Origin of the sequence: Pasteuria penetrans (assembly GCF_900538055.1) — a bacterium.
Lineage (GTDB): Bacteria > Bacillota > Bacilli > Thermoactinomycetales > Thermoactinomycetaceae > Pasteuria > Pasteuria penetrans.
This window is the reverse complement of sequence record NZ_UZAC03000001.1, coordinates 1,896,899-1,915,936: the sequence shown is the minus strand read 5'-3', so window position 1 is coordinate 1,915,936 and position 19,038 is coordinate 1,896,899. Positions and strand designations below refer to the sequence as shown.

At 46.1% G+C, this 19,038-nt stretch carries 16 protein-coding genes; 3 read left to right on the top strand and 13 right to left on the bottom strand.

All coding sequences use genetic code 11. The features are described from left to right. Window positions 1-1,941: 1,941 nt before the first annotated feature. Window positions 1,942-2,592: a hypothetical protein gene (locus tag PPRES148_RS07735; RefSeq protein WP_149453951.1), complete on the top strand. Its 651-nt coding sequence runs from the start codon at window positions 1,942-1,944 to the stop codon at window positions 2,590-2,592. A 496-nt stretch (window positions 2,593-3,088) separates the two neighbouring features. Then, window positions 3,089-3,286, top strand: a complete 198-nt coding sequence (locus PPRES148_RS07730) for a transposase (RefSeq protein WP_149453950.1) — start codon at window positions 3,089-3,091, stop codon at window positions 3,284-3,286. A gap of 363 nt (window positions 3,287-3,649) precedes the next feature. Here PPRES148_RS07730 and minD read toward each other — a convergent pair whose 3' ends face one another. The 8 genes from minD to PPRES148_RS11755 form a co-directional block, all read right to left on the bottom strand. After that, window positions 3,650-4,444 carry a septum site-determining protein MinD gene (gene minD, locus PPRES148_RS07725; protein ID WP_149453949.1) on the bottom strand — a complete coding sequence of 265 codons (795 nt, stop codon included), beginning with the start codon at window positions 4,442-4,444 and terminating at the stop codon, window positions 3,650-3,652. Continuing rightward, a complete protein-coding gene (locus tag PPRES148_RS07720) occupies window positions 4,437-5,153 on the bottom strand; it encodes a septum site-determining protein MinC (protein WP_149453948.1) in 717 nt (238 codons plus the stop codon). Before PPRES148_RS07720 ends, minD begins: the two co-directional genes overlap by 8 nt. 52 nt (window positions 5,154-5,205) lie before the next feature. Continuing rightward, window positions 5,206-5,916 (bottom strand): RadC family protein, encoded by a 711-nt coding sequence (gene radC, locus PPRES148_RS07715; protein WP_149453947.1) that lies wholly within the window; start codon window positions 5,914-5,916, stop codon window positions 5,206-5,208. 408 nt (window positions 5,917-6,324) lie between these two features. Then, window positions 6,325-6,987 carry a Maf family protein gene (locus tag PPRES148_RS07710; protein WP_149453946.1) on the bottom strand — a complete coding sequence of 221 codons (663 nt, stop codon included), beginning with the start codon at window positions 6,985-6,987 and terminating at the stop codon, window positions 6,325-6,327. A 29-nt stretch (window positions 6,988-7,016) separates the two neighbouring features. Beyond that, the gene (locus PPRES148_RS07705; protein WP_149453945.1) at window positions 7,017-8,123 is read right to left on the bottom strand and encodes a hypothetical protein; all 1,107 of its coding nucleotides are present in this window, start codon (window positions 8,121-8,123) and stop codon (window positions 7,017-7,019) included. A 265-nt stretch (window positions 8,124-8,388) separates the two neighbouring features. Beyond that, window positions 8,389-9,039 carry a prepilin peptidase gene (locus tag PPRES148_RS07700; RefSeq protein WP_149453944.1) on the bottom strand — a complete coding sequence of 217 codons (651 nt, stop codon included), beginning with the start codon at window positions 9,037-9,039 and terminating at the stop codon, window positions 8,389-8,391. Window positions 9,040-9,045: 6 nt separating this feature from the next. Then, complete coding sequence (locus PPRES148_RS07695) at window positions 9,046-10,026, bottom strand: type IV pilus twitching motility protein PilT (RefSeq protein ID WP_149453943.1); 981 nt, start codon at window positions 10,024-10,026, stop codon at window positions 9,046-9,048. Window positions 10,027-10,219: 193 nt separating this feature from the next. Further along, window positions 10,220-10,366 carry a hypothetical protein gene (locus PPRES148_RS11755; RefSeq protein ID WP_187820838.1) on the bottom strand — a complete coding sequence of 49 codons (147 nt, stop codon included), beginning with the start codon at window positions 10,364-10,366 and terminating at the stop codon, window positions 10,220-10,222. 1,185 nt (window positions 10,367-11,551) lie between these two features. Here PPRES148_RS11755 and PPRES148_RS07690 point away from each other — a divergent pair. Then, window positions 11,552-11,884 carry a hypothetical protein gene (locus PPRES148_RS07690; protein ID WP_149453942.1) on the top strand — a complete coding sequence of 111 codons (333 nt, stop codon included), beginning with the start codon at window positions 11,552-11,554 and terminating at the stop codon, window positions 11,882-11,884. Between the two features lie 1,026 nt (window positions 11,885-12,910). Here PPRES148_RS07690 and PPRES148_RS07685 read toward each other — a convergent pair. From PPRES148_RS07685 to rpsO, 5 genes are all read right to left on the bottom strand, one after another. After that, complete coding sequence (locus PPRES148_RS07685) at window positions 12,911-13,240, bottom strand: hypothetical protein (protein ID WP_149453941.1); 330 nt, start codon at window positions 13,238-13,240, stop codon at window positions 12,911-12,913. Between the two features lie 1,487 nt (window positions 13,241-14,727). After that, a complete protein-coding gene (locus tag PPRES148_RS11740; RefSeq protein ID WP_187820835.1) occupies window positions 14,728-14,877 on the bottom strand; it encodes a hypothetical protein in 150 nt (49 codons plus the stop codon). Window positions 14,878-15,095: 218 nt separating this feature from the next. Beyond that, entirely contained in the window at window positions 15,096-16,070 is a 975-nt protein-coding gene (locus PPRES148_RS07680) for a hypothetical protein (RefSeq protein ID WP_149453940.1), read from the bottom strand. A gap of 420 nt (window positions 16,071-16,490) precedes the next feature. Next, a complete protein-coding gene (locus PPRES148_RS07675) occupies window positions 16,491-18,671 on the bottom strand; it encodes a polyribonucleotide nucleotidyltransferase (RefSeq protein ID WP_149453939.1) in 2,181 nt (726 codons plus the stop codon). A gap of 65 nt (window positions 18,672-18,736) precedes the next feature. Next, a complete protein-coding gene (rpsO, locus tag PPRES148_RS07670; RefSeq protein ID WP_149453938.1) occupies window positions 18,737-19,006 on the bottom strand; it encodes a 30S ribosomal protein S15 in 270 nt (89 codons plus the stop codon). Window positions 19,007-19,038 lie beyond the last annotated feature (32 nt).

Sequence of the window (19,038 nt, the reverse complement as noted above, 5' to 3'; positions counted from 1 at the left end):
CATGAATGAAAACACTCTCCGCCACTATGAACCACTTCCTGTGGATCCCTCTCCATCCATTCCCCTGATAGTACCGCTCCCCCCGTTTTTTTGAGGGGGGAGACTGCCTGCTCATCTGCAGCAAATTTAGCAAAATGCAGCCCCAGAAGTTCTTCTGTTTCTACGGCTCTTTCAACCTCCTATGACATAATATATATCCCTAGACTGTTACCATGATCATCCACTGTCAAGCGTCTAAAACACGGTTGCATCCCAGTAAACTGTTTTTATAATCATTTGAATGTAATTTTATAAAAATATTATAAATAAGGTTGATATCATTTTCCGTAATAGCATTACTACTTTCCTTACCAAAATATGGAAACGTTTCTATATAAAAATTTCATAATATATTTCCTTTTCCAACGAATATATACACATGGTTGAATTTGTTTCTGCAGTAGGTACATCTCTATCGTTGGGTTTTCACAACGAATTCAATTTCCCATAAGCCGGGAATGCCGTGTTTTATTTCTCGTTCCCTGTCTAATCCTGCTTTCACTAATTTTTGTTCCAGGTTTCGCGAATCCCCCGGGAACATCTGTTCCCGGGGATAGACAGTTGGTAACTCTAAGACATAATAAATTCCCGTTTCATCTGATTTTGTAGTTCCCAATTTCTCCATTTTCCACGATTTTCACTCCGTATGAAGAAGGAAGACTTGGGAAATTTAGTTCCGTTTTCATCTCAACAACCCCTTATTCCCTGGTAAGGAGCGATCCGCCAACTATTATAACATAAAACATAAATTTTATAAAATAATGTATTTTTACTAATATCCCACAGAACACCTGTAAAATACAGTGGAATATCATTCAAACCTAGGCAAATATAAACACAAAACCCTATCACGAAACACTCGATCTATCGAACAATGATTCAACCCCCAGGTACGATAGACGGCCAAGATCCTTCTTCTCCATGCGTCATCGAACGGTTCACTTTCGCTAGGCTCTCCCCCCAAACCCCACCTTTTCCTAAATCGCTCACTACTGGGGTATTCCCACACCAGCAGCGGTAGGTGGCTTGAAAAGCCCCCCACCTACCGGAATACGCGGCGCCAGGGAGCCTAGTTACAACCCCTATCGTTACAGCTTATTCGACACACCCCCGGGAGAATTTACGCACGCGATCGAACGCAATCCGTGGATCCTTCTGATTCCGTAACCATTAAGGTCTAGGAGCCTTCCCGTAGTGTTGGTAACATTACGGATTTTTTGCTATTTTTTATTTCCAAGAAACCGTATGAATACTATACAGTAGAACACAATGCCCATTTCCCTTTTAGTGATTATTAAAAATTTAATAAAAATTATATTATATAGGCAACAGACCCCCAAAGGCGCAAACCAGAAAAAGTTTCAAAAAGAAATGTTATTATCCTACCAATCACTTCACCGTCCGGAGGTGGTACTAAATTCATAGAACGGGCATTCCCCTTAGAAAATTACACGGTCCCCCATATTTTAGACTCGATACCCCAGAAATAAACTGAGGGAATCACAATCGAAAAAGCAATAGGACCCCAAAATAGGATAATATATTAACTATTAACATTTTTGGATTTAAAAAATAAAAAAACTATTATTTTAAATATAATTTCATTTAATTTCGTTTATAGTAAAACTAATAACTAAAAATATTACTTATATTCATACTTTTATATTCCACTTGCGTTGATTTAGAGAGAAACTGATAGGGACCTTCCCGGAAAAAAACGGGGGCTGGATTTCAACATAAAAACTATGAAAGGCAGAGGGCTTTTAATGAAAGCAAATTGTCAAATGAGAGTATTGCACGGTTCCAAATCCCCTAAGTCCGCTTTATAGGTTGGTTGTTAGGTTGGTTGTATTGAAATTTAATTTTTAATAAAAAATACTCTTTTGAAATGGATAACTATATATGAAATATACAAGAACAACCTTAATAGGAATAAAGCTATTTTTTACCATATGCCTATTGTTTTTGATCAATCAAGGAACAGGATTTGCAATGAAATATGGGACAAAAAGGGAATCTAACAACCTATCACAGGAACAAAAGGACCTCATAATAAAATACAACAACCTACCAAAGGAACAAAAGGACCTCATACAGGAACTGGCTCATCTAATACCCGATAGTGTAGAAATGGGTAGCATAAAGGACATGGAGGATCTTCGTGAGAAAATGGCCTTTAAAATGGCCTCTATGGGAAAACTACCTAAGGATAGAGCGATGATGAAGGTGGCAGCTACGGCCATAGGCCAATATAAAGACGATAATCATGTGGAAACTGAATACATTAAGAGATGGAGTATTCCTTTCCCTGGAAATAACCCATATACTATTTTTTTATCAAGGGGGGATGACAAGGCAGGATTGAGTCATATCTTGCAGCGTCATGTACTGCTACACGCTACAGAAAAAAATATACGGAAAAATGGTGTATCCACCTCGGCTCTATCTACGAACGGGGATCCTGATACCCTTTTTAAGCTAGACTCTACAATTGATGATGTCATTGAACTTTTAAAAAATGCTTTATTAAATGATGAGAACAAAAAAATTTAGGAAATATAACCAGTAATAGACTCAGTACAACACTGAAAGTAAAAGGAGAAGAATTCTGTATCGTTTTGGGTAGAACAAGTAGAACAGGATGTAAACATCCTAATAAACAAGAATTTGATATTATCACGTTTTTTACTATGAAAGGACATTATTTTCATGATGTGAGAAAAATTTTTCAGTATGTTAGTGAAAAAAAACGTACCCAACCTCATCAGGGAGTAGTGGTACGATTCCTGGAAAAACACATGGGCAGTCCTCATCACAGCGGCCCATGCTACCACTACTATGGTCACAAGTAGCAGAGCACCAGAACCCACCACCAGTAGTAGTGCAACCCACCAGATCATACGCAGACATGGCAAGAGAGAGAGGACGATAGAAAGGGAGCTGAATTGGTATAGGAAACTCTCGCGAGGGATTGAGTAGTCCCCCTTGGTATGATAGATCCATGTGGATATAAGAACAGCGTGTTCCCTATTGGGGGGCAAACACAAAAATGGCACGGGAAAAATTTTCATTGGAATTCAAGCAAAGGACAATTGAACAGATCGGGGATGGGCACCATGTTGTCCAGGTATCTAGACAGCACGACATTGCTGTTAGTACGACGAACTGTTGGATCAAGGGGGAACCACAAGGAGAAGGGCATAGTATTAGCCAGCTCATTCTCCCCCCTCGGAGGATCGTTGTCTGATGGATTCCCTATCCCCGGTTTTTGCAGAAGGAAATCGATGATGTAAAAAGACTCCTGGGCAGTAAAGGATTGGAAATGAGTTGATGGGGGGGAGGATGAGTGGGAGATTATGGAACCGGTTGACGAATTGGGATGCAGAGGGAAAAGAATCATCACAAACCCAAAGGAATGAACGGGAGGATTATGAACCAACCATAATAAATGATAAACCATTCGGATTTTTTTCCCCCACCTCGCCCGTCCCACCGACGGCCCAGGTAAGAACTACCCCTACAACAAAAAACGGTAAAAATCGCTTAGAAAGCTTATGTGATTTTTCTTCTGAATTCCCTACAGATACACCAGTAAAAGGATATTCAGCCACTACACTAATCCCAACCAGCGCTTCATCCTCGCCACCATACCGTTATCTTCCCCCCACAAACGCAGGGGAACCGTCTCCCCTAGCATACGTTTGACAATATCGTGATAGGCTCGCCCCGCTTGGTTGGTAGGCGTTAGGGCAATAGGCTCCCCCCGATTCCCCGCACGTATGACCTGTTCGTCATCGGGTACCACCCCCAACAACTCAAGGGCAAGTATACTCACTACCTCATCCACATCCATCATACCGCCATCGCGCACCATATGACGTCGTATTCGATTCACAATGAGCTTGGGAGAGGACAGATTAGACTTTTCCAACATGCCCACGACGCGATCCGCATCCCGCATGGAGGCACTCTCCGGCGTTGTCACCACAATCGCCCTGTCGGCACCAGCGATAGCATTCCTAAACCCGCTCTCGATACCCGCAGGACAATCAATAATCACATAATCAAAATGCTCCTTCACCTCCGCCACCAATCCGCGCAGAGCATCCGCCGAAACGGACGTCTTGTCCTTCGTTTGTGCAGCGGGCAATAGATATAAATTATTGCAACGCTTGTCCCTGATGAGGGCCTGCTCCATCCGACAATTCCCCTCAACCACATCGATAAGATCGTACACAATGCGATTTTCCAGGCCCATCAGCACATCCAGGTTACGCAAACCAATATCGGTATCCAGCAAACAAACCCGTTTCCCCAACAGGGCGAGGACCGTACCCAAATTAGCTGATGTTGTAGACTTACCAACCCCCCCCTTTCCCGAAGTGATGACCAAGCTCTCACCCACGTAGCACGCCCCCTCTCTCGAAATTTTCACTTTGTAACATTCTCCACCAAACATACCCCGGCCGAATACGATCGAGATAGCATGCCTTCTCCACTACAATTCGTTTCTCAACCACGTGGGCAAATCGAACACCCTCCCCCAATGTTTCCCAATCCTCGGGGGGGCGAGAGAGGATACCTGCGATCCGTAACTGTGTAGGTAAAAAGGAGGATGCAACGATAATAGATTTTGTATCCCCCCGATTGCCCGCGTGGGCTATCCCCCGTAGGGATCCGATAACGTAAATGCTACCTGAGCAATGAATCGCCCCACCTGGATTGATATCCCCTAAAAAGAGGACATCCCCTCGGTAGTCGAGTACCTGCCCCGAACGTATCGTACCAGACAATAACCGTATCGCTTCGATAGAAGATGAATCCTCCGTAGGCCCAACATGGTCGCCCTCAAAAGACTGAATCACCAAATTTTCACGGACTGAAAAGAGGTCCCTCACAGCCTTCTCTTCAGGGGGGGTGATACAACGCCGACCTAATTTGATCCTCACATTCATTCGGGGCCCATTCCATATCTGCGATTCCTCAGGGTATCCACCCAATTTTTGCTGTAATTCCGCGAGAAGATCGGCAAAGGGACAGTTGTCGTCTAACAAAAACACCAAACCTTCGCGGGTTCCCTTGATTGTTATACCAGCTTTATGCCCCTTTTTCATAAACTTCTCCCACCCACCCTCCAGCTCTTGAAATCATATGGTTCCCCCCACCCTAAGGAACGACGGACTCTACCTCAGCCAGTAGGTTTCGCTCACGGAAGCTGACATACCTACAGTCACCAATAACAATATGGTCGAATAAGGGAATGCCCATCAGCTCCCCGGCCTCCTGCAGACGACAGGTAAGCAAAAAATCCGCCTCACTCGGTTCGGGATCACCACTTGGATGATTATGTACACAAACAACCAAAGTCGCATTACATCGCACCGCTTCACGAAAAATATCACGTGGATGTACTAAAGTTGCATCCACGCTGCCCCTGAACAAGCAACGCTTCGACAGAAGACGATAACGTGTATTGAGAAAGAGACAGAGAAAATTCTCCTGCTTGGCAAAACGTAACTCTTCCATGACAAGCTGAACAATAGCTTCTGCAGAGGAAAGCGAAGGTTGTTGGTCTGGTAGGGAACGGGCAACGCGCCTGCCAAGTTCACATGCAGCAACTAGATGCAGGGCCTTGGCATGACCAATCCCATCGATTTTGACAAAATCCTCCCAGCCGCAACGCGCTATCCCCAACAGGCCCCCTTTATCCACTAACAACCGTTGGGCCAGAGAAAGTACAGAGGTACCCAAACAACCCGTCCGTAAAAGAATCGCCAAGAGTTCCGCATTGGTTACGCACTGTGGACCCTGAATCATCATTCTTTCCCGCGGCCTTTCGTCCGGGGGCAAATGGCGCAAGGGTGATGGAAAAGGCATGATTCATCCTCTCCGAAACTTGTATACTACGATCACAGGATGAAAATATTAAATTTTTAAATAATCATTGCCGCACGGGGTACACCTTTGCATATTATGAAAGAGAAAAATAGGGTCATCCCCTCCCCCCGAGGAATTACAAAAATACACAATCATACATAAAACACCCTGTTATACGTGGTAATAACCCTTAGAAATAAGACACCACTTCCCCAAAAAAGGAGATAAACAAAGAGAAATGATATCATAAAAAATAAAATTATAAATACAAATAAAGAAATAATATAAAAAAGGGGAAACCCAAAACCATACTACCCAATTACCACTAAAATTTGAATATTCTAACCATACCAAGGACGGGAAACACCCTGATACCACCCACTGGCATAATCCCCCAAGATAAGTTCTTCATTCAAGGACATTGAAGGGTTCTAGCGTAATCCCCATCGATCGACATAGATCCGACAGAACATCAAGAGAGAGGCCACTGCCATTACCCATATCCCCCTCTACCCTCCGAATCAATGTACTACCTAAACCCTGTAGGGCATACCCCCCCGCCTTACCCCGCCATTCCCCGGTACGAACATACCAAGCCTGCCATGCAGACGAAAGCGACCGAAAAACAACCGTGGTGACCCGTTGGCAAACCCGACTTGCTGCCAAACGACCCGCTTTAAAGTACAAGCAGGCATAACCCGTCACAATATCGTGGCGTTGACCCTGCAAAGAAGACAAGATCTTAGCCGCCTCCACCGCATCGATGGGCTTCCCCAACATTGTACCACGATGCACAACCATGGTGTCCATACCCAATACACAAGCTTCCCCCTGTTCCAGGGCAAGGCACACCACCGCCTCAGCCTTGGCCCGGGCCAAAGTTTGTACACGACGCGCCGGGACCTCGCCTATTCCCATAGTCTGCTCCGCAATTCTCGCATCGACACTACGAAAAGGAAGGCCTATTTGTTGAAGAATTTTTCTCCGATAAGGGCTAGACGATGCTAAAATCCAGAAGATGTTCCCATCCACCATACTCACCTCATTATAACCTCTGATACAATGAACCACGATCGGGAGACAACCCCTTACACACCTCTTCAGTCTGAGGAATGATGGGCAACCTTACCCAACGGGGGTTGGGCCAGTAGTTCGATTAGCTTGCTGTAAGCCATAGTGTAATCCAAAACTGCCGCTTGAATTTCCCATAAGAGAGACAACTGTGGAAATTGTTGGGTCTTACGGGCCGCGTATACCCCCTTCTGTAGGGCTTGACCCATAGCATGTAGGGCCTCACGGACCGGTGATTTCCCTCCCATGACAGGAAAATAGTTCTGTAATCCCTGGATCATTTTCGAGAAATTTTGGGGTTGAGACAAAAAGGGCTCTGGGATGGAAAAGGAACCCAGGCGATTCCCATGGACAGGGATCGACTGCGCCGTTGTGGTGGCCAAATAATCCATAACATGGTGCACCTGTTGTAGAACATCAACCATAATTTTCGCCTTATCCTCAGGCAATCGCATAATTTTCCTTCCGCCCATCCTCACTCTCTTGAACCCGGCCCTACGATACGATGGCTGCCCAAGGCCCCCAATTCTAAGTGCCTGTTCACGGGTGAGACCAACACCCAAACCAAGACGATAGGGCTTGCCGGGAAGCACGACCACGGCGGCTCTCCCCCCTCGTCTATCCTTATTGGCCTCTGCGATTGCCTCCTGTTCCGTAGAAAAAGACTGATCTGATATTACCATCGTCCATTCCAACATAGGGAAAATTGGTGATACAATAGAATTGAAACTACCAGCAGCGGGAAGGGATTTTTTCTCAATCGAAAAAAAATGCAGAAAGGATAACCCCATGATGATACCCAATGAGACAGCACCAGATATAGAAAAAAACCAATGTCTCCAAGTAAAAATACGACGCTTAGATTGTGAACGTCCTTGTGGAGGGAAAGCGGGCCTGCAATAACGCGATCGATCATCCCATGTCCCCCCTAAAATAATTCTCGGTCGCACAGCGGGCCGGGAGAGGACCACTGGATTCTGGGGGGATACAGGAGTTCGCGCCGCTGATGGGAATGACATCGTACGGGGTGGTTGAAGCGGGGGAATTTTCCCCCTCGCGCGAAGGACTACCCGTGGTCCCATATCATGGCCCCGTGACCCGCTGGAAGATTTTCCCGAGAGGATGCGAAAATCCATACCACCTTTCACTCCCTTTTTCTCCGTCTTATTTCCCCCCACTGGATGTAGAATTTGGAAAGAAATAGAGGGTACCAACTCAATAGAAAAACCACTAAATGTATCCTACAATCCTAGGGGGATACCCTCATCAGATAGGGGTGGACACCCCTATTGACGCGAGACCCTACCCATACCCTCACAAGGCCTGCCATAGAAGAGAGGGCGTCATCCCCCAAGGGGGCACATGTGTGTAGCTAGCCATAAAATATGCCCTACTTAGATACTACAGAACGGTTAGTGATAACCCACTTTGCAAGAAATAGGCAACGAAACCCCCGATGGACAAGGAAGGCACAAAGGGAAAAGGACGCAAGGGATGCCAGGGCTTACCCATCCAAATCCGCAGGACGAAGAACCACAGTGTGCCGTAGACCGCCAACAACAGAGCCAGAAAGAAACCCTCCACCCCCACCATCCAACCCAATGCAATCGATAACTTTACATCCCCCCAGCCCATAGAACCACTGAGAGCCAATAGCGTCGTAGTGGAGCCCGCTACTATTGCAGCAATAAAATAATGGCTGAAGGGATCGACATGAACAAAGAATCTCAATATACCAAACAACACTATTCCACTATAGGTAAATAAATCTGGAACCCAATAACAACAAAGATCGGTGATAGATAAAAAAATAAGAAAATAAAGAAGAAGTAAACCCCCTAGGATCTCCCCACCCGTAACCGACACAAACAAAGCCACTACACCGAGGGCACAAAGGGGAATGCTCCACCAATATCGGGAAATGGAAATAGCAAAACCCTGCCTGTCCATCCACCAGCAAATGATCCTGACCCAAATAGAAGCCAGAATGATACCCAAGAAACCCATAGGCAACAGAATCGACAAAGGAAATACTGGTACCCCCTCCACCATGAAAAACTAAATTCCCCCCCTCGGTTCCCCTTGCTCGAAAGTCTGCATCCCGTGAACTGCCCCCATTTGAAGCATAGATTCGATCTGATGAAGTTTGTTAGAGCGAATCAAATGGGAAATGGCCGGTGTGTTGATCAATACCTCGAAAATAGCCCTCCTCCCCCGCGGTGTAGAAACCAAACGTTGCGTAACAATACCCAATAGAACCTCAGCCAGCTGATGCAAAACAAAACTACAGCGCTGAGGTGGAAAGGCAGCGAGAAAACGGTAAATAGCTTGGACAGCCCTTCCTGTATGCAAGGTACTGAAAACCTGATGACCTGTTTCGGCAGCCTGCAAACATGCTTCCATAGTGGGGAGATCCCGTAGCTCACCAATGAAAATCACATCCGGATCAGCACGCAGGGCAGATCGTACCCCCGATGAAAAGGAGGAAAGATCCTGTCCCAATTGGCGTTGAACGACATGGGCACGGGATGGAAAAAAACGCTGCTCAATGGGATCTTCCAGGGTAAGGATTCGAATAGGCTGACGACCCAGCTGATGTTGAATGAGGGAGGCCAACGTTGTCGATTTGCCACTCCCTGTACAACCTGTAACGAGAAACAAACCCTTCCCCTGTGCTAGAACAGCCTGTACACTAGGCGGTATACGCAATTGAGCAGGGGTAGGAACGGGATGGGGAAGAATTCGAATAGCCAGGCTCGTCCTACCCTGTGTACGAAACATATGGACGCGAGCACGCCACGGCTCCTGTCCAGCCCAAACGGCATCCCATTCATTAGGAAATTCATCAGGAAAATGAAACCGACAACCCGGCAATGAAATGAGAAAAGTATGAATTTTTTCCTCAGAAAAGACACATCGCCCTCCCCCCATACAACGCAATGCCCCTTGGCAACGAAACCAGGACACCTCATCACTCGTAATGTGAAGATCAGATATCCCTTGCTGAGCCGCATAAACGATCCATTGTTCAATTTCCACGATGGGTACCTATCCCCCCTGTAACCATACCCCCCACTACTCCTGGCTGATCATCATACTACAACATGGTGCCCGGGGGAAGGGGTAAACCAATATATATGGGAAGATGAGGTGGGTAGATAACAACAAGAGTATAAATCTTTGTTGTAATAAGTTTTATATAATTTTTATAATATATCAACCTATACTATAGTTACCTTTTATATACAATCCATGCGCAATGATAGGTCATCCCCCACGGTTCATCCCGACGTTCGGGACCCACATCGGTTTTGACATGGACTATACCTTTCGATGCGTCTTCGGCTGGTTCGCTTTCGCTGATCTCCCCGATTCCCACCTGACAGGGTCATGCCCTGCCTTTTCCTAGATCGCTCACCACCGGGGTGTTTCCACACCAGCAGCACTAGGCGGTTTGTAACCTGCTACCTATCAGCCGGTTACGAAGGGCCGAGCAACCTTCATCTCTTGAACGACTTCTTGACACACATCCCGCCTGTACACCGCATGCCACCGGGGCAGAAGATAGGTCATCCCCCACGGTTCATCCCGACGTTAGCACCCCGCCTCAGTTTTGACATGGACTACGCTTTTCGATGCGTCTTCGAACGGTTCGCTTTCGCTGATCTCCCCGATTCCCACCTGACAGGGTCATGCCCTGCCTTTTCCTAGATCGCTCACAACCAGGGCATTTGACCCCAGCAGCACTAAGCGGTTTGTAACCTGCTACCTACCAGCCGGTTACGAAGGGCTGAGCAACCTTCATCTCTTGAACGACTTCTTGACACACGGTGCTGGTGCGGTTAAAAAGGTTCACAATGGTTTCCTGAAGTTCGAATAAAAATGGAAAGTGGGCTTTTGCGGATTCATAAAAATAACTACATATAATTTTATGAAATCATACTATCTATAGAAGCTCGGTCCCCCAACTATGGTCAGGCTACCCATATTTATGATAATATTCTGAACATATAAAGCAAAGTAGAATGTGACCCTCTCTTGCTATGTACATCCGAAACAACTTTTATGTATTACCTGAAAAATACTCCCCCAAAACTTAAAGACCATCTGTTATTCCTATACAATCCTTTTTATACACCACATATAAAAAAGGAGGTTGATAACAGATGGTACCAAGACATTGTACCATTCAGCACTTCACAACCTTCCAAAAGTCAATAGTAGGTATGATATCCACCTTCCGTAGAATGGATAGCACACTAATCAACAGCAACATAAGGAAATGAACCCGTAATGAAGTGATCGATCTAGTGGCAAAAAATGTGGTTTGTATCTCGGCTGAACTTCTAATCCCCCTCCCCGCGGAGTGGGGGTCTTTCTGGAAAAGGGATGCAAAGTAACAGACATCGATAGTCGACAATCATTGGGCCATCAGCCCCCTCTTCTCCCCCAAAAAGGAGCAACAGCAAGGAATCATAGGACTGCAGAGCTAATTGGGGTTTGCTTGGCTGTAAGGAAACAGGTCTCCCAATAGGACAAAATCAGATCAACCAAGGAGTATGCATTGCTGGAAAGGGTGACCTGGGAACAGACTGAAGAGGATGAACAGGGAAATCTCAGGATGCTCTCCAAGGTGCGTTCTGGTAGTCTACAAAGCCCTTATGATCCTGATGCTCAGTACAGGAAGAAGAACAAACAGGAATGTTGGGGATATTCCGGACAGATCGTAGAGGATCACGATGGAGAGAAGGGAATAAGCCTAATTTCCTTCTTTGATCTGAGAGGTTCCCTGCATCCAGATACGACCTTTGCGAAGGAGTACACAGGAACATGGATTCCCCATGATGGAACGCGGTTGTATGCCGATGGGGGGTACTACAGCTATGAGAGTCCCTAGAAATCCTCCGTACCATTTACTACGATCATACGGTTTCTGGGGACTCCAGAGAATAAACCGGGGAAAGGATTATAGTAGAAATATATATAAATATAATTTCCCATGATTATCATGATGGGAAATTATAATTCAATATTTTACAAATATTGAAAAAAATAATTATACTATATAGGAAAAATAAATGTTATAATGAGTTAGGATCCAGTAGATAATATATAAAACCTTAATTTATAATAGATTAGGATGATCATGATGGACGGAGTACCGCCATATGTGGCGAGGGGGATATCGGGAAAAGCTTCCTTCGCAGCAACTCCCCCGCCTGGAACTACCACCCCACAGTCACAACGGTTCTGGTGGACAAAACAGCAACAGATGAAAACAGCCTGCGAAGTCCGAAGCTGTGCTTTATCTGTTGGGATCAGAGATTGGGTATAGGATTTATTTATTTTACATGAAATATCATATGAAATAATATTGTAATATTTGAAATAGTAGTACCGATCATATTATATAAATCTAAATAATATCAACTATTAATGATTGGGGTCGTTGTATGTTTCTTACTAAAAATACACCATTGGTGTTGTGTTCCACAGTAATCATGGGTCTCGGGATCGGAATACAGAATCCCGCCTCAGCCCAGATGACTCCACGCAACCATAGCGAGAACACTCCCCCTCCCTACCAAAGATCAGCATCGTACCCTCCTATGTCTAAGGAAAGCAGCCACAATGAACACACTCCCCCCTTTCACCGAGGACCAGCATCGAGCCCTTCTATTATGTTTAATGAAACAATCGGCACATCATTCCCCTTGCCAACGTTTAGGAATATTGATGAAGCGCACGAGGCCCTCCATCATTGGAGAGTACCCCGCCCAGAGGGGCACCCTTCCTCCCTCCTCCCAACGCAAAGAAATGTCTCTGAGCTGGAAAGAGCCTATCAAGGGTGGGCCCATCTATCACGCATCTCAAAATGATATTATGCATTACGCAAGGGAAAATGATATGGAAAACGAAATAGCTACCCGTGGGGTAATGAATTCGGTAAGGGGTGGTCTCTTTTCCTATCTCCCAAGTAGTACGGCAATGAGGCACCCTGAGGCTTTGGCAAGATACTGGGATGAACTACTACCAGACGCCAGAACCTACACCAGCATATCAGGAGAGACAACACAATTCCCCTACGCAGGAGGGCCGCAATGGGTGCGCTCTTCCCCACCATCCTATAGGTCGGTATCCTCCCCACACCGACAACCGCCATCGTATACTGCCGGAGCACGCTACTATGACCAACGACCGCCACGTGTAAACGACACAGCCCCGCCCCCGTATACGGAAGCACGCCCCACACATGATACCCCCTCAGGTTTCAATGGGCCCTCCCCTTCCCAACCTCCGTCCACATCGGGATCACCCCGCCAGGGCGGGAAATCAATGTGAGGCACAAGACTGAAAATAAATATGGATCACACCCATTCCCTTTCCCCTTGCCCGTACGACAGTCAGGAGTGTTGTAATAATCCCAGGGAGAACACCACTTGTAAGCCAATGGCAAAGGTACCTGTATATATAGTAAATGATCATTCAATATTTTGCAAATATTGAAAAAAATAATTATACTATATAGGAAAAATAAATGTTATAATGAGTTGGGATCCAGTAGATGATATATAAAACTTTAATTTATAATAGATTAAGATGATCATAACGGACGGAGTACCACCGCATGTGGCGAGGGGGGTTATCGGGGAGGCTTTCTTCGCGGTAACTCCCTCGCCTGGAACTGCTACCCCACAGCCACAACGGTTCTCGTGGACAAATCTGGTAGAGGAAGAACAAATACTATGGTGGAAGCCCTGTCGAGTTCAAGTTCAGAACCCAAAATAGGAAGCGTCTGATATTCTCCTCAGATTCAGCGAAATATACAACTGCAGCGGGGTCCGGGGAAATGTTATCATCATGAGAATCTCCGACGGCAACAGCCGGTTCATCAGTTTGCATGGAGCAAGGAGAATGTCGGGGAAAAAGCTTCGCCCATGGTAACTCCACAATCGCAGATGGAGAAATGGATGGCGGGAAAAAGTATCCGGAACCAATGCAACAAACAGCAGAGCAGCAACAGATGGAGTATCTACAACAGATACGGAATATCCGTAGCCGCTCTATCTGTTGGAATCAGAGCCAGAGGATAATATGGATCAATTGTAATGATATTGAAATGAGATTTTTTATAGTATTATTAAAAAAATATACAAGGTAAAATTATTATTAAAATAATTTTACTAAATTTTAAAAATAAATAATTGGATTCATTATATGTTTATTCATAAAAATATCCCATTGGTATTATGTTCTACAGTAATCCTAGGCCTGGGGATCGGAATACAGAATTCCGCTTCAGCCCAGATGATTCCACGCAGCCACAGTGAGAACACCCTACACAGCCACAGTAGAAACACTCCCTCCCCTAGCAGTGAGGATGAAAAGAAGGAGGCCCTCCTCCATTGGAGATTATTCCCCGACGGGGAGGAGCCCCCCCGCGAAGAAACCTCTCTGAACTGGAAAGAGCATATCAAGGGTGGGAATTATATCACAAGCTCCAAATTATTATCCGGAATAGTATCAGGAATCGTGATCAAGGGATGGCAAAATATAGCCATGAGTTAAGTAATTCGATAAGGGGTGGTCTCTTTTCCTATCTCCCAGTTAGTACGGCAATGAGGCATCCTGAGGCTTTGGCAAGATATTGGGACGGACTACCATCAGACACCAGAACCTACACCAGCATATCAGGAAGGGAAACACGATTCCCCTTCGCAGGGGGGCCGCAATGGGCACCTACTTCCCCACCATCTTACAGGTCGGTATCCTATGACCCACACCGACAACCGCCGTCGTATACTGCTGGGGCACGCTACTATGATCGACAACCGCCGCGTGTAGACAACACAGCCCCGCCCCCGTATACTGCCGCAGTCCCCCCCACATGATACCCCTTCAAGTTCAAAGAGTGGGGGATAAATTCGGTAAGGGGTAGTGCCCATCCCTCGGGTAAAGAGTGATACGGAAATGGGGCATAGGGGAGGCCTGTAATGGGATATTGGAGAGAACTACCACTGAGGATATCAATCCTAACACCGCGACCTACAAAAGAAATAAAATTCCTTGGTAGACGGTGGTTCAGGGCTCGGTTCAATCCATATGAATTACACCCACTCTCTTTCCCCTTGCTGTATGATCGTCAGAAGTGTCGTAATGATCTCGGGAAGAACACCGCTTATACGCCAATAGTAGAGGTACTTGTATATAGTTTTAGGGGCAACCGTTCTCGCCCCTACGATCCTTCGCGTGTCACACTCCCACTTCACATCCCGTTCTCTGAGTTTTGGCCCACGTGTTATTACATGATAGATAATCTCCAAAATTAGATAAACATTGGTTCCTCGGGGACGACCCACAGGGCTGCCCTCCTTTCGGTCCGAAGGCAGAACAAGGAGACCCTTCAGTTGTTTAGGAAACGTTTCCCTAAGAATTTCTGCTGTCAGTAATTCCCTTCTTCTATAGTTTGGAAACCTCGTCTCTTTAGGGGGGATTCGCTTGAAATACTGGAGGGCCCTAATACGATCCCTCGGAACCACAAGACCTCTTTTACGCAATTCAGTTACGAGAAACCTAGCACCTTCCCTGTAGAAATCCGGATTCGACCACCATTCCCTATGAATTTTTCTGAATTTTTCTTCATGACCCCAAATTGCAGCAGTTGCCCGATAGGAAACAGAACCGAGGTACACACATAAGAATACAGAGAATGCATTTCTCCCTAAAGATTCGCTTCTTTCATTACTGGATTCAAATCCTACTACCTTCAAAAATCCCTCACTAAGAGAACCGAACCTTTCGAAAAAAACTGACTGTATGGTCAAACCATCCCAATGATCCCGATCCTCGGATCCCAGAATATTCCCGATAACATTCACAACATTATCGGGATCCTTCTTCTCAAGAATCTCCCTTTGTCTCCTATACTCCCTTATATCCTTTTGATTGATAATTCCTAGTTCCTTTTCCCTCTGTTCATAAGTATCTTTGAAATGGATAATTTCCTCTACCCCATTTTCGGGTACCGCAATCTCTGGTGACGGGCTGGCAACAGCCACCCTACCTCTCGTCGTTTTTTCCATACCTGCCCTCACCTCGTTTGTTAAATAACTGGTAAGTTAAAAACGATTACAATACATTGACGATAGATATAGCATCCACTCATTGAACTATAACCCAAAAAAAAAGGATTTTCCACTACCCTTTGTAATTATACAAAAGAACACACAAATCAGAAAATAACTATAAGGACTGAAACAAACTCCTACCTCCAAAAGGATAGATCTCCTCCCATCTCTGCCAAAAACACAATACAAAAATCCCCTGGGAATCGAACTCATCCCAGGGGATTTCCTACCATCATCCATTTGCAGACTATCCATCTACTTTCCCCACGACGAAAAAAAGGGTAGATCATACCTGGTCTCCCTTTCCCGTTTTACTTAGGTATACCCTTATGAATTCAAACCAAATATTTTTGTCAAAACAAAAAGGACTAACCCTCACAATGGAGCCTTCCGCCGACCGCTATCCCCCGATCTCTTGCGAATCCCTCCCTTGGAAGGAGAGGAGGGTCCCTTTCCCGTTTCCAAAACTGCCTTCCTCGACAGATTAATCCGACCTTGCTCGTCCACCCCTGTAACCTTAACCATGAACTCATCGCCTACAGAAACTAGATCACTTACCTTATCTACACGCTTCACATCCAACTGCGATGTATGCACCAAACCCTCTTTCCCAGGGAAAATCTCCACAAAAACTCCATACTTTTCAACCCTCTTGACAATTCCGGTGTAAATCCTACCGATTTCCACATCGCGAACGAGATCCTCAATAATCTTACGGGCACGCTCATTCTTATGGGGATCGGGTGAAGCAATGAAAACCCTACCATCCTGCTCAATATCAATCTTAACACCTGTCTCCTCAATGATCCTATGAATAATCCTACCACTGGGACCAATCACATCACGAATTTTATCCGGGTGAATACGTAACGTCAAAATCTTAGGCGCATAGGGAGAGAGCTTCTGATTGGGCTCAAAAATTACCTTCTCCATACTATCTAAAATATGAATCCGTGCTTCCTTAGCCTGTTGCAGAGACTCTCGAAGGATCCCGCTATCAATCCCAGCAATCTTAATATCCATCTGTAACGCTGTAATTCCCACACGCGTCCCCGCTACCTTAAAGTCCATATCCCCCGTATGATCTTCCAGACCTTGGATATCCGTAAGCACACGAACGACATCCCCTTCCTTAACCAGACCCATCGCAACACCCGCAACGTGGGACCGGATGGGTACACCCCCATTCATGAGCGCTAAACTAGCAGCACAAACGCTCGCCTGGGAAGAGGAACCATTCGATTCCAGAACCTCGGAAACGACACGGATGGTATAAGGAAAATCCTCCTCTGAAGGAACAACCGGCTCTAACGCCTTCTCAACCAAAGCACCGTGTCCGATCTCGCGCCTTCCTGGTGCACGTAACGACCGTGCCTCACCCACACTAAAGGGAGGGAAATTGTAATGATGCATAAAGCGCTTTGATTCCTCTAGGTCGAGCCCATCCAAAATCTGCACATCCCGCAGGGCACCTAAGGTACATACGCTCATTACCTGGGTTTGACCGCGACGGAAGGTGCCTGAACCGTGGGTACGAGGTAAAATTCCAACGGAACTTTGAAGGGGACGCACAGCATCCAGATCCCTCCCATCTGGCCTCTTACCTTCCTCCACTATCATACGCCGTACAGCTTCCTTGATGATTTCCTCTTTCGCAGCAACAAGTTCATCCCAACGTTCTCGAAGAACTTCCCCGCCCCATTCGGATTCAAAGTACTCCTTCATTGTGACGCGAATTTGCTCCATACGGGCATGCCGCTTACGCCTCTCCACCGTCCGGATCGCTCCCAGTAGATCTTGCGATACCAAGTCACGTACCTGCTGCAAAAGTACCCCATCCAGCACCCTGGGCTGAAAATCCATCTTTTTCAGGCCCACAACGCCTACAATTTCCTCCTGAAAGGAGACCAATTCCTTAATTACCTCATAGCCAAAATCAATCGCCTCCAGCACCACTTCCTCTGGTACCTCTTGGGCCGCCGCTTCCACCATGTTGACACCACGCGCTGTACCTGCCAATACCACCTGTAGGTCACTATCCTCCATCTGACCCACCGTAGGATTGATCACAAACTTACCCCCAACGCGACCAACAATAACCCCAGCCAAGGGACCCATGAAGGGAATATCCGACAAGGAAAGCGCCATGGAGGCCCCAAATAGGGCAGACATTTCGGATGAACAATCTTGATCCACAGACAAAACCATAGTAACCACCTGTACTTCATGACGAAAACTTTCAAAGAAGAGCGGCCGCAATGGACGATCGATCAAACGACTCGCCAGCGTAGCCTTCTCACTGGGACGCCCCTCCCTCTTGATAAAACCACCCGGAATTTTACCTACAGCATACAAACGTTCCTCATAATTAGTAGTCAAAGGAAAAAAATCTGCATCCCTGGGCAATGCAGAGGCTACAGCTGTAGCTAATACCACAGTCTCACCATAGCGAATCAATGCGGACCCGTTGGCGGAACCCGCAAAGGTACCTAACTCCACTCGGAGGGGACGCCCCCCCCACTGGGTTTCATAGACTTCAGGCGCTGCCTTTTCCACGATTCCTTCCTCCCCTAAGCCCACTGACAACAAACAGGGCGCAAAACCCTATTATCCCGCCCCCCTTATCGGCGCAAACCAAGCTTTTGAATGGTCTCTATATAACGCGAACGATCCACTTTCTTAAGATAATTCAGCAGGCGCCGCCTCTGTCCCACCTGTTTCAAAAGCCCCCTCCGCGAGTGATGATCCTTTTTATGGATCCGAAGATGCTCGTTCAGTCCGTTGATAGAGGACGTCAAAATAGCCACCTGGACCTCTGGCGACCCAGTATCCGTACCGTGGATACGATGCCTCTCAATGATTTCCTTTTTGTCAGCGCTCGCAATAACCATAGATCTCTAACCACCCTTCCCAAATATTATCC